Source organism: Modicisalibacter coralii (genome assembly GCF_004117855.1).
GTDB classification, from domain to species: Bacteria; Pseudomonadota; Gammaproteobacteria; order Pseudomonadales; family Halomonadaceae; genus Modicisalibacter; species Modicisalibacter coralii.
This window is the reverse complement of record NZ_QWBW01000006.1, coordinates 127508-139772: the sequence shown is the minus strand read 5'-3', so window position 1 is coordinate 139772 and position 12265 is coordinate 127508. Positions and strand designations below refer to the sequence as shown.

General features: G+C 64.9%; 9 protein-coding genes. All 9 read left to right on the top strand.

What is annotated here, in order from left to right; translation table 11 throughout:
• The first annotated feature begins 118 nt into the window (after positions 1-118).
• Positions 119-457 (top strand): flagellar transcriptional regulator FlhD, encoded by a 339-nt coding sequence (gene flhD / locus D0901_RS01130; protein WP_129138627.1) that lies wholly within the window; start codon positions 119-121, stop codon positions 455-457.
• A gap of 3 nt (positions 458-460) precedes the next feature.
• Positions 461-1069 carry a flagellar transcriptional regulator FlhC gene (gene flhC / locus D0901_RS01125; protein ID WP_129138449.1) on the top strand — a complete coding sequence of 203 codons (609 nt, stop codon included), beginning with the start codon at positions 461-463 and terminating at the stop codon, positions 1067-1069.
• A gap of 92 nt (positions 1070-1161) precedes the next feature.
• Positions 1162-2034, top strand: a complete 873-nt coding sequence (gene motA, locus D0901_RS01120; protein ID WP_129138448.1) for a flagellar motor stator protein MotA — start codon at positions 1162-1164, stop codon at positions 2032-2034.
• Complete coding sequence (motB, locus tag D0901_RS01115) at positions 2031-2975, top strand: flagellar motor protein MotB (protein WP_129138447.1); 945 nt, start codon at positions 2031-2033, stop codon at positions 2973-2975. Before motA ends, motB begins: the two co-directional genes overlap by 4 nt.
• A 17-nt stretch (positions 2976-2992) precedes the next feature.
• Positions 2993-5140, top strand: a complete 2148-nt coding sequence (gene cheA, locus D0901_RS01110; protein WP_129138446.1) for a chemotaxis protein CheA — start codon at positions 2993-2995, stop codon at positions 5138-5140.
• Positions 5137-5661 (top strand): chemotaxis protein CheW, encoded by a 525-nt coding sequence (gene cheW / locus D0901_RS01105; protein ID WP_233440316.1) that lies wholly within the window; start codon positions 5137-5139, stop codon positions 5659-5661. Before cheA ends, cheW begins: the two co-directional genes overlap by 4 nt.
• Positions 5662-5954: 293 nt before the next feature.
• The gene (locus D0901_RS21195; protein ID WP_203234772.1) at positions 5955-7643 is read left to right on the top strand and encodes a methyl-accepting chemotaxis protein; all 1689 of its coding nucleotides are present in this window, start codon (positions 5955-5957) and stop codon (positions 7641-7643) included.
• A 149-nt stretch (positions 7644-7792) separates the two neighbouring features.
• On the top strand, positions 7793-9976 hold the full coding sequence (locus D0901_RS21375; RefSeq protein WP_129138444.1) for a methyl-accepting chemotaxis protein: 2184 nt from the start codon (positions 7793-7795) through the stop codon (positions 9974-9976).
• A 56-nt stretch (positions 9977-10032) separates the two neighbouring features.
• Positions 10033-12198 carry a methyl-accepting chemotaxis protein gene (locus D0901_RS21370; RefSeq protein ID WP_129138443.1) on the top strand — a complete coding sequence of 722 codons (2166 nt, stop codon included), beginning with the start codon at positions 10033-10035 and terminating at the stop codon, positions 12196-12198.
• Positions 12199-12265: the final 67 nt, after the last annotated feature.

Sequence of the window (12265 nt, the reverse complement as noted above, 5' to 3'; positions counted from 1 at the left end):
AACGCCTCACAATTAGGGTACATTATAAGTGACGAGCACCCCGGTTCCCGGAGGCTCGATAAAAAGCCGGACGGCCTTGTACTGTCCAGCATACGCAACGCAGGGAATGTCAATGACGATGCCTATCGATAGTCTCCTGAGTGATATTCAGGACACCAATCTGTCTTATCTGTTGCTGGTCCAGCGGCTGATCAACGAGGACCGCCCCACCGCCATGTTTCGCCTCAAGTTGAGCGATGAAATGGCGGATCTGCTGGCGTCTCTCTCGGTCAAGCAGCTCAGCCAGCTGGCACGCTCCAATCAACTGCTTTGCCGGCTTTGCTTCGACGAGCCGGAGCAACTGACGAAACTCATCGAGGATCCTCGCGACCAGGGACTGGGTCAGATACATGCGGCACTGCTGATGGCTTCGGCCGCGGAGTCGCGTTCTGATTCGTCCACTAACGGCCGGAGGTAATCCATGGCTGACAAGAGCCTGGTCACCGAGATGCAGCAGGTGCAGATGGCCATCGAGTTGATCGAACTCGGGGCGCGTCTGCAAGTTCTGGAAACCGAAACCGATCTGAGTCGGGCGCGCCTGATCAAGCTTTACAAGGAGGTGCGCGGCATGTCGCCCCCCAAGGGGATGCTGCCGTTCTCGACCGACTGGTTCATCACCTGGCTGCCGAACATCCATTCGTCGCTGTTCTACAACATCTATCAGCGTCTGCTCGACGACTACGGCTGCGAGCGCATGACGGCCTTCGTCCGCGCCTTCAAGCTATACCTCGAGCAGATCTCGCTGGAAGCCGATGCCGAGCCGGTGCTGGGCCTGACGCGGGCCTGGACGCTGGTGCGCTTCTTCGAGAGCGAGCTTCTCGAACTCTGCGAATGTACCAGTTGCCACGGCCGGTACGTCGTTCACGCCCACACGCCGTCGCGGGATTTCGTCTGCGGCATCTGTCAGCCGCCCTCGCGTGCCGGCAAGACGCGCAAGCGTCGTGAAGCCGCCAGTCAGGCCCGCCAACAACAGGCCTCGGGCAGTGCTCCCGCCCTGGTGGAGGTCGCTTCGGCGCGCCGCCAAGCCTGACGAGAAGTTTTCAGCCATTCCCCTCAAGCCGCCGGGGCCTCTGCCGATATCGGGTTAGAGGCCCCGGTTCATTTCAGGCGAAGGAATTCAATGTGCTCATCCCCCTAGGCTATCTGATCGTTATCGGGTCCGTGTTTGGCGGCTACATGATGGTGGGCGGTCATCTCGGCGCACTCTATCAGCCGGCTGAGCTGGTGATGATTGGCGGCGCCGCGGTCGGCGCCTTCATTGCCAACAACAACGGCAAGGCCATCAAGTCGACGCTCAAGAGCTTCTCGAAACTCAAGCGCACCACCAAGTACAACAAGGCGATGTACATGGAACTGCTGGCGCTTCAGTACAAGCTGCTCTCCAAGGCGCGCCGTGACGGCATGCTGGCGATCGAACGCGACATCGACGAGCCCCAGAACAGTGCCCTGTTCGCCGATTATCCGAAGATTCTCGCCGATCCGATGATCATGGCGTTCCTGACCGACTATCTGCGCCTGATGGTCAGCGGCAACATGGACCCGTTCGAGATCGATGCGCTGATGGAGCACGAGATCGAGACCTTCCAGCACGAAGCGGAAGTCCCGTCTCACGCTCTGCACGCGGTCGGTGACGGCCTGCCGGCCTTCGGCATCGTCGCCGCTGTCATGGGCGTGGTGCATGCCCTGGGGTCCGCCGATCAAGGGGCGGGCGAGATGGGCATCCTGATCGCCCACGCCCTGGTGGGGACCTTCCTGGGGATCCTGCTCGCCTACGGCTTCGTCAACCCGGTGGCCGGCCGCATCATGCACCAGGTCACCGAGGCGGTGAAGATGCTGCAGTGCATTCGCGTGACCCTGATGGCCAGCCTCAATGGCTATGCGCCGCAACTGGCCGTGGAGTTCGGCCGCAAGGCCCTGTTCACGGCCGAGCGACCGACGTTCAATGAGCTCGAGGATCACGTGCGTTCGACCAAGAGTTCGACGGGTGGCTCATGAGCGACCATCGGCCCATCATCGTCAAGCGCAAGAAGGTCAAGGCTGCCGGCCATCATGGCGGCGCCTGGAAGATCGCCTACGCCGATTTCATGACCGCCCTGATGGCGCTGTTCCTGGTGCTGTGGATTCTCTCCACGGCGAGCAAGTCCGAACTGCACAGCATCGCCGAATACTTTCGTACCCCCTTGCCGGTGGCCATGGCAGGCGGCGACAAGAGTAGCGCCAGTACCAGCGCCATCCCCGGTGGCGGACCCGACCCGACGCACAGCGACGGCGAGCGTCAGCGCATCGACGAACGTCTCCAGACCCGTCCCAGCGACGAACAGCGTCGCCTGCTGGGTCTCGAGAAGCGTATCGAATCGGTGATCGAGAAAGAGCCGCGCCTGCGCGATCTGCGCTCGCAATTGCGCATGGAGCTGACCCCGGAAGGGCTGCGTATCCAGATCGTCGATTCCGAGAAACGACCGATGTTCGAGCTCGGCAGCGACAAGGTCGAGCCCTACATGCGCGACATCCTGCGGGCGATCGCCCCGGCGCTCAACGAACTCCCCAATCGCATCAGTCTCAGTGGGCATACCGATGACATCCCGTATGTCGGCGGCGAGAAGGGTTACAGCAACTGGGAACTCTCGGCGGACCGGGCCAATGCCTCGCGGCGTGAGCTGGTGGCCGGCGGTCTGGATGCGGACAAATTGCTGCGCGTGGCGGGCATGGGCTCGCGGGTACCGCTCAACCCCGACGATCCGGGCGATCCGATCAATCGGCGAATCAGTATCGTCGTGCTCGACAAGCACACCGCCGAGGTGATTCAGGACCAGAGTGGTTTCGAGTCCGTGAAACCGCCGCAGCCCGGCAAGTCGCTGTTGCCCGAAGAAATGCAAACCGAGTCTGTTACGAACCCGGCGTTGCCGGCCGCTGATGCCGAGCGCAATGCCCCTTGACCCGAGTGGATTAGAACATGGATATCACCGATTTCTATGACACCTTTTTCGAGGAGGCCGAGGAGCTTCTGGGTGACATGGAGCGCCACCTGCTCGATCTGGATGTCGATGACCCCGATCCGGAGCAGCTCAATGCCATCTTCCGAGCGGCGCACTCCATCAAGGGCGGGGCCGGGACGTTCGGTTTTGTCGTTCTGCAGGAAACGACCCACATCCTCGAGAACCTGCTGGATCACACGCGTCGCGGCGAACTCACCTTGCGTCGCGATATCGTCGATACCTTTCTGGAAGCGAAGGATATGTTGCATGACCAACTGGACGCCTATCGCAACGGCGCCGAGCCGGACCCGGAGGCTTTCGAGCGCATTTGCCGCACCCTGAAGCAACTCGCCCTCGACGAGCTGGGCAAGTCGATGGGCGGCGACACGGCCGCACCGGCCCCCGCCGCGCCTCCCAAGGCCGAGCCCGAACCCGCACCGGCCCCCACCGCCGATGAGCCCGTGGCCGGTGATAGTGGCGGAGACGCCGGCGAGCGACGTCTGTGCATCTCGTTGCTCGATGTCGGTGACAAGGACCGCCAGTTGCTCGTCGAAGAGTTGGGCCAGCTTGGCGAGATCGCCAGCCAGAGCGGTGATGCCAAGCGCTACGACGTGCATCTGTCCACCGGCGTCAGCAACGACGACATCGAAGCGGTGATGTGCTTCATCGTCGAGCCCGAGCAGCTGACAATCGTCGACGAGGGCAACTCCGGCTCCCCGGTGGCCGCCACTGAGTCGTCAGGCGCGCCCACGACCTCGTCGCCCGCCGCGCCGGCGGCCGGGGACAAGACGGCCGCCGAAGACGCCCCTGCCGCCTCGGCCCCGGAGAGCGGCGCTGCCAAGGCGCCCGACAAGCCGGGCAAGGCTGCGGCGAAGCCGGCCGCCAAGCCGAAGGGTGGCGGCGCCGAGTCGAGTTCGATTCGCGTGCCGGTGGACAAGGTCGACCAGATCATCAACCTGGTCGGCGAGTTGATCATCACCCAGGCGATGCTCGATCAGACGGCGAGCGAGATCGACGGCGTGACCCACAGCTCGCTGCACAACGGTCTCAATCTGCTTCAGCGCAACGCCCGTGATCTGCAGGAAGCGGTGATGTCGATCCGCATGATGCCCATGGACTACGTGTTCAGCCGCTTCCCGCGTCTGGTCCGCGACCTGGCGGCCAAGCTCAACAAGGAGATCGAGCTGGTCACCGAGGGCAAGTCCACCGAGCTCGACAAGAGTCTCATCGAGCGAATCATCGACCCGCTCACGCACTTGGTGCGCAACAGTCTCGACCACGGGATCGAGCTGCCCGATGCCCGCGAGACCGTCGGCAAGCCGCGTGTCGGCAGGCTGACGCTCTCGGCACAGCATCAGGGCGGCAACATCCTCATCGAGGTGATCGACGACGGTGCCGGGCTCTCGCGCGAGAAGATCCTCGCCAAGGCCGAGAAGAACGGTCTGTCGGTCTCCGACAGCATGAGCGACGACGAGGTCTGGCAGTTGATCTTCGCGCCCGGGTTCTCCACCGCCGAGCAGGTCAGTGACGTCTCCGGGCGTGGCGTGGGCATGGACGTGGTCAAGCGCAACATCCAGTCGATGGGCGGCCACGTCGAGATCATGTCCCGTTACGGTCAGGGCACCACGACACGGATCGTCCTGCCGCTGACACTGGCGATTCTCGACGGCATGTCGATCAAGGTCGGCGAGGAGGTCTTCATCCTGCCGCTGGGGGCGGTTCTCGAGTCCCTGCAGCCCTCGCGCGACGACCTCTACTCGATGGCCGGCGACGATCTGCTGCTCAAGGTGCGCGACGAATACCTGCCGGTGATCGCCCTGCATCATGTGCTGGACGTCGCCGAGGCGCGCACCGAGCTGACCGAGTGCATCGTGGTGATCGTCCAGGGCGAAGGCCGTCGTTATGCGCTGGTCGTCGACGATCTCATCGGTCAGCAACAGGTCGTGGTCAAGAACCTCGAAACGAATTACCGCAAGGTCCCGGGGATTTCCGCGGCGACCATTCTTGGTGATGGCAGTGTCGCGCTGATTCTCGATATCGCCGATCTGCATCGCTTGAGCCGGCGCAAATCAGGCAAGCGCGCGGCCGTGTCAACCCCGTCCGCCCAGGAGGTGCTTCCTTCATGACAACGACTACCGTGCCCCAGACACCCACCGCCGTCGACAAGGCCCAGGCGGCCACCGACGTGCACAGCCAGGAGTTCCTGGTGTTCTCGCTGGGTAGCGAGGAATACGCCGTGGACATTCTCAAGGTCCAGGAAATTCGCGGCTACGAGAACGTCACGCGCATCGCCAACGCGCCCGACTTCATCAAGGGCGTCACCAACCTGCGCGGGGTGATCGTGCCGATCGTCGACCTGCGCATCAAGTTCCACCTGGAGAACGTCGAGTACGGCGGTCAGACGGTGGTCATCGTGGTCAACGTCGGCGAGCGCATCGTGGGGATCGTCGTCGACGGGGTGTCCGACGTCATGACCCTGTCCCCCGATCAGATCAAGCCCGCGCCGGAGTTCGGCGTGACGCTGTCGTCGGATTACCTGAGCGGTCTCGGCAGCCTCGAGGACCGGATGCTGGTTCTGGTCGACATCGACAAGCTGCTGACCAGCGAAGAGATGGCGCTGGTGGACAGCAGTACTGCCAAGAAGTAACGCCGGGGCGTCGCCCTCGCCATGGCCGTGACGGATCCGTCACGGCCTTTTTTGTATCTGCCGCCGTCCGGCAGGCGCGGCATGGGCCGAGCGCTAATCGGGACTCAAGAACCCGCGCGGCTTGCCGATATCTTTCAGTGGCACCCGACGGGCGCGAATTCATCGATAACGCCGCGTACGGCCGACAAGACCATGAGGCGGCCCGAGCGCGATAAAAAAGAGCGACAGACACCGCCGTCGGGATCGATTCCAGGTTTCTGGTGCAAGGGGGCAATGTGAAACGATTCAATGACATGACCGTCAAGACCAGTTGGATGCTGGTCCTGGTGGTGTTCACGGCATTGCTGGTCGGGGTGAGTGCCCTGGGCTGGTATGCCGTTCACTACAGCCAGCAGGCATTGGGTACGCTCAATCAGGTCAATGTCGAGCAGCAAGCGACGCTGAATCGAGCCAATACGCAACTGCTCAACCTGCGACTCGCGATTCAGAATCAGTATGCCAGCCTGACCGGTTCGACGTGGGGCAACGACAGTGGCGATGCTGCCGACCTGTCCCGGCAGCTCGAGTCCCTGCAGAAGACCTTCGCCGAGTTTCACGCCATCCCCGTCGAGGCGAAGTACCAGGAGCTGATCGACGAGGTCGAGTCGCGTTTCCAGCGTCTGCTCGAGGAAGGCCTGGCGCCCCAGGTCAAAGCGCTTCAGGACACTGATCTGGCCGCCTACAGCGAGGCGACCCAGTCGGTCCAGGCGCTCAACGATGCCTTCTATGAGAGTGCCACCGACTTCTTCGTCACCGCCGAGAACGACGGCCATACGCTCTTCGACGATTTCGAGGGCATGGCGCTGATGCTCAAGATGGCCATCGGCGCGGCGCTGGTCGCGGCACTGATCATGATCCTGGTCGTGCTGTGGGGCATCACCCGCAACGTCATTCAGCCGTTGGGGCGTGTCGTCGAGCACTTCGAGCGCCTCGCCGCGGGCGATTTGTCCGCCGACATCGAACGGCGCGGCGACAACGAGATCGGCAAGCTGTTTGCCGCCCTGCGGCGTACCCAGGAGGGGCTGTCGCGGACGGTGGGCAGTGTGCGGCGCAGCAGTCAGGCCATCTACCGTGACTCCCAGAACATCGCCAACGGCAACAACGACCTGTCCTCGCGCACCGAGCAGCAGGCATCGTCCCTGGCCGAAACGGCCTCGAGCATGGAGCAGTTGACCTCGACCGTCGATCAGAACGCCGACAATGCCCGCCAGGCCAGCCAACTCGCCGAGAGTGCCGCGCAGACCGCCGAACGCGGCGGCAATGTGGTTGGCGAGGTGGTCGAAACCATGCGCGACATCAGCAGCAGCTCGCACAAGGTCGTCGACATCATCGACGTGATCGACTCGATCGCCTTTCAGACCAACATCCTGGCGCTCAACGCCTCGGTGGAGGCGGCGCGCGCCGGTGAGCAGGGCCGCGGTTTCGCCGTGGTGGCCGGCGAGGTGCGCAACCTGGCCAGTCGCAGCGCCGATGCCGCCAAGGAGATCCGCGATCTGATCGAGGCTTCGGTCTCGCGGGTCGACGCCGGCTCCCGGCTGGTCGATCAGGCCGGCTCCACCATGAGCGATATCGTCGCCTCGGTGCAGCGGGTCAACGACATCATGGACGAGATCGCCGCGGCCTCCCAGGAACAGAGCAACGGCATCGGCCAGACCAATCAGGCCATCAGCCAGATGGATCAGGTCACCCAGCAGAACGCCAGTCTGGTGCAGGAATCGGCGCTCGCCGCCAACGCCCTGGCGCGCGAAGCCGAGGTGCTGAGGGAGTCGGTCGCCCAGTTCCGCCTGGCCGCGGGCCAGGACGATGGCGAGGCGATCGCGCATCAGCCGTCAGCGGGGGGCGCGCGCCAGTCATCGACGAAAACGACGGCGGCATTGCCGAGCCGCAAGTCCGATGCCGAGACGACGCGCGAGAGCAACGAAGCCGAGTGGGAAACGTTCTGATCGGGGATCCCCCCGGTCATGCCTCGCCGACCCGGCAAATCCCGGCGGCACAGAGTGCGATGAGGGCTGGGGGCCGCGAGGCCCAGCCACCACCACTCAGGACATAACGAAAAACGAGTACGCGAAAGCACTCAGTGGGGAACCAAGACATGCGCGACAACCAGCCCGTCACTCAGCGTGAATACCCTCTCAACGACGAGCATTACCTGATTACGCGGACGGACCTCAAGGGACGGATCACCTATGCCAACCCGGCCTTCGTCGAGGTCAGTGGCTTCAGCCGGGACGAACTGATCGGTGCGCCGCACAGCCTCGTTCGCCACCCGGACATGCCCGAGGCGGCGTTCGCCAATCTCTGGGAGACGCTCGAGGCCGGTGAATCCTGGCAGGGGCTGGTCAAGAACCGGCGCAAGAACGGCGATCACTACTGGGTCGAAGCCAGCGTGACGCCGATCTACGAGAACGGCGAGGTCCAGGGCTACGCGTCGGTCAGGGTGCAGGCCGACGGCGAAGCGGTCCGGCGCGCCGAGCGCATCTATGCCCAGATGCGTGCCGGCCAGGCGAAGAAGGTGCGTCTCGAGCGGGGGCAGATCGTGCGTCGCGGCCTGTGGGCACGCCTGCGTCGCATGCGTCTGCGTTCGTTGCAGGGCCGGATGATCGGGATGGTCGTGCTGTCGCTGGTGCTGTTGGGGATCAGTGGCGGCATGGGCCTGTATGGGGTCAACGAGGCCGGCGAACGCACTCAGGCCTTGCAGCGCGATGGGCTCGAGGACGTCGCGCGCCTGCAGCAGATCGGCCAGTTGGCGACCCGGGGCTATCAGATCCTGTCCAACAACGAGCGCATGACGTTGATGGATCAGCGTCTCGACTATGCCAAGCGGCTTCAGGAGCTCAGCGCACGCATCGATGACACCTGGGCGGCGTACAGTGCCCGTGCGGTCAACGATACCGCGGAGGCGCGCGCCTTTGGCGAGCAGCTCGAGGCCTACCTGAAGCAGGGGCTGGGCAGCATCGCCGAGGCGTTTTCCGGCGACGAGGCCTTCGATGCCTTCGTGGCGCTGCGCGACCACCTGGGGGACCTTCAGAAGCAGGGCGCGGCGCTATCGACCAGTGTCAACCAGCTGATCGAAGCGAAGCAGGCCGATGCCCGCGAACTGGCCGTCACGGCGCAGGCGCAGCGTGATCAGATGATGATCGTGCAGAGCGTGTTGCTGGCGATCGGCCTGGTGCTGCTGGTGCTCATGGGCGCGGTGAGCGTGCGCGCGCTTCGCCGGCCGATCAAGGAATCCCAGCAGTTCACCCTGCAGATTTCGGCGGGCAACCTGGGCTCCACCATGCCCAGCCGGCGCAACGATGAACTCGGCGATCTGATGCTGTCGCTCGACGCGATGCGCAAGAGCCTGGGTAGCATCGTCAAGGACGTCGATCAGAGCGTGTCGGTGGTGCGTCCGGCCTCGCGGGACATCGCGGCAGGCAACGAGGATCTGTCGTCGCGCACCGAACAGCAGGCCGCCTCGCTCGAGGAAACCGCCTCGAGCATGGAGCAGATAACCGCCACGGTGAAGCAGAACGCCGCCAATGCCCGTGAAGCCAGCAACCTGGCCGGCAACGCGGTCGGCTCGGTCCGCGAGAGCGGCGAGGTGATGGGTCAGGTGGTCGACACCATGGGCCGGATCACCGACAGCTCGCGCAAGGTCTCCGAGATCATCGGCGTGATCGATTCGATCGCCTTCCAGACCAACATCCTGGCGCTCAACGCCTCGGTGGAGGCGGCACGGGCCGGCGAGCAGGGCCGGGGCTTCGCGGTGGTCGCCGGCGAGGTACGCAACCTGGCCAGCCGCAGTGCCGAGGCCGCCAAGGAGATCCGCGCGCTGATCGACGGTTCGGCCCAGGAGATCGACGGCGGGGCGGAACTGGTCAAGCGCGCCGAGGCGTCGATCGAGAGCGTGGTCGGCGCGGTGACCAAGGTCAACGACATCATGGGCGAGATCGCCTCGGCCTCCGACGAGCAGACTCGCGGCATCGAGCAGATCAACCAGGCGGTGGCGCAGATGGACGAGGTCACCCAGCAGAACTCGGAGCGGGTCCAGACCTCCGCGCGGGCCGCCAGGCAGCTCGACGAGCAGGTGGTGCGTCTGGCCGAGGCGATGGCGGTACTGCGCCTGCGGGGCAGTGGCAAGGAGAGCGTCGATCGTCAGGCCCGCTTCCAGGCCGCCGCGGCACGCCGCCAGGCCGGCGGCGGGGCACCGGCCCTGGGGCGTGACTCCGCCCGTCAGAAGTCGGCACCGCGCGCGCTCGCGACGGACGGTGGCAACGATTGGGAAGCGTTCTAGGACGCGCGAACAACACAATAAGCCTATTGACGGCCAACACCAGGGGAAACGATGACATGCGAGACAATCAGCCGGTCACACAGCGTGAATATCCGCTCGACGACGAGCACTATCTGATTTCCCGTACCGACCTCAAGGGGCGGATCACCTATGCCAACCCCGCCTTCGTCGAGGTCAGCGGCTTCTCGCGGGAGGAACTGATCGGCGCCCCGCATAGCATCGTCCGCCACCCGGACATGCCCGAGGCGGCGTTCGCCAACCTCTGGGAAACGCTGGAGGCCGGCGAACCCTGGCGCGGGCTGGTCAAGAACCGTTGCAAGAACGGCGATCACTACTGGGTGGATGCCAGCGTGACGCCGATCTACGAAGAGGGTGAGCTCCAGGGTTACGCCTCGGTGCGGGTCAAGGCCGACCCCGAGGCCTGTCGGCAGGCCGAACAGGTCTACGCTCAACTGCGTGCCGGCAAGGCTCGGGGCGTGCGACTGGCGCAGGGCAGGATCGTTCGCCGCGGGCTGTGGGCGCGGTTGCGACGCCTGCGGCTGCGCACCCTGCAGGGGCGCATGGCGTCGATGATCGGCCTGGCCCTGGTGCTGCTGGTCGCCGGGAGCGGGCTGGGTATCTACGGCCTGCAGGCCTCGTCCGAGCGGCTGCATGACGTCAACAGCAACGGCCTCAAGGACGTCGCGCGTCTGCAGCAGATCGATCAATTGATGGGCCGGGGGCGCGATCTGGTCGCCGACCCGGTCAGCAATCCGATGTCCGGCGACCTCGACAAGGTCACCCAGCAGGTCAAGACGATCGATACCGATCTCGACCGCCTGTGGGGGGAATTCATGGACCGCGGCGTCAACCATTCCGAGGCGGCGCAGTCCTTCGGCGACGGTCTGGCCACCTACCGCAAGGCGCTGGACCAGGTCATCGAGAGTCTCAACAACGGGGACTTCTATCAGGCCTACACCGCTTACAACGAGACCCTTTTGACCGAAGGCGAAAAGCTCAGCGGGGTGCTCAACCAACTGGTTTCCAGCAAGCAGGCCCAGGCCGAGGCGCTGGTCGAACAGGCCGAGGCCGAGAAACAGCGGATTCTCATGGCGCAGCTCGGTCTGATCGCGCTGGGCCTGGTGCTGCTGGTGATCATGGGTGTGGCGAGCATGCGCGCGATTCGCCGGCCGATCAAGGAATCCAAGCAGTTCACCCTGCAGATTTCGGCGGGCAACCTGGGGGCCACCATGCCTAGCCGGCGCAACGACGAGATCGGCGAGCTGATGGCGGCCCTCGACGTGATGCGCAAGAGCCTGGGCAGCATCGTCAAGGACGTCGATCACAGTGTGTCGATGGTGCGCCCGGCCTCGCGGGACATCGCGTCGGGTAACGAGGATCTGTCGTCGCGCACCGAGCAGCAGGCGTCGTCGCTGGCCGAGACGGCATCGAGCATGGAGCAGATGACCGCCACGGTGAAGCAGAACGCCGCCAACGCCCGTGAAGCCAGCAGCCTGGCCGGCAACGCGGTCGGTTCGGTCCGCGAGAGCGGCGAGGTGATGGGTCAGGTGGTCGACACCATGGGCCGGATCACCGACAGCTCGCGCAAGGTCTCCGAGATCATCGGCGTGATCGACTCGATCGCCTTCCAGACCAACATCCTGGCGCTCAACGCCTCGGTGGAGGCGGCGCGGGCCGGCGAGCAGGGCCGGGGCTTCGCGGTGGTCGCCGGCGAGGTACGCAACCTGGCCAGCCGCAGTGCCGAGGCCGCCAAGGAGATCCGCGCGCTGATCGACGGCTCGGCCCAGGAGATCGACGGCGGGGCGGAACTGGTCAAGCGCGCCGAGGCGTCGATCGAGAGCGTGGTCGGCGCGGTGACCAAGGTCAACGACATCATGGGCGAGATCGCCTCGGCCTCCGACGAGCAGACCAGCGGCATCGAGCAGGTCAACCAGGCGGTGGCGCAGATGGACGAGGTCACCCAGCAGAACGCCGAGCGGGTCCAGACCTCGGCGCGGGCCGCCCAGCAGCTCGACGAGCAGGTGGCCTACCTGGCCAACGCCATCGCCGTGCTGCGCCTGAGCGGCAGCGGCAAGGAGAACGTCGACCGCCAGACGCGCTTCCGGGCCGCCGCGGCACGCCGTCAGTCCGACAGCGAAACGCCGGCACTGGACCGACCCAGGACCGAGCGGCAGGACCCTGCCGCCGAAACCGCGAGTGAGAGCGAATGGGAAACCTTCTGAACACGCCCACGGGGCCTGCCGACGCCGCAGGCGCGGCGGCCCGCTCGGGCGGCACCCCGCTCGAGCG

What these genes read in the sequence shown, in the direction of transcription:
- flhC (WP_129138449.1), top strand. Translation starts at nt 461, where the DNA reads ATGGCTGACAAGAGCCTGGTCACCGAGATGCAGCAGGTGCAGATGGCC.
- D0901_RS21195 (WP_203234772.1), top strand. Translation starts at nt 5,955, where the DNA reads ATGACCGTCAAGACCAGTTGGATGCTGGTCCTGGTGGTGTTCACGGCA.
- D0901_RS21375 (WP_129138444.1), top strand. Translation starts at nt 7,793, where the DNA reads ATGCGCGACAACCAGCCCGTCACTCAGCGTGAATACCCTCTCAACGAC.
- flhD (WP_129138627.1), top strand. Translation starts at nt 119, where the DNA reads ATGCCTATCGATAGTCTCCTGAGTGATATTCAGGACACCAATCTGTCT.
- cheW (WP_233440316.1), top strand. Translation starts at nt 5,137, where the DNA reads ATGACAACGACTACCGTGCCCCAGACACCCACCGCCGTCGACAAGGCC.
- D0901_RS21370 (WP_129138443.1), top strand. Translation starts at nt 10,033, where the DNA reads ATGCGAGACAATCAGCCGGTCACACAGCGTGAATATCCGCTCGACGAC.
- cheA (WP_129138446.1), top strand. Translation starts at nt 2,993, where the DNA reads ATGGATATCACCGATTTCTATGACACCTTTTTCGAGGAGGCCGAGGAG.
- motB (WP_129138447.1), top strand. Translation starts at nt 2,031, where the DNA reads ATGAGCGACCATCGGCCCATCATCGTCAAGCGCAAGAAGGTCAAGGCT.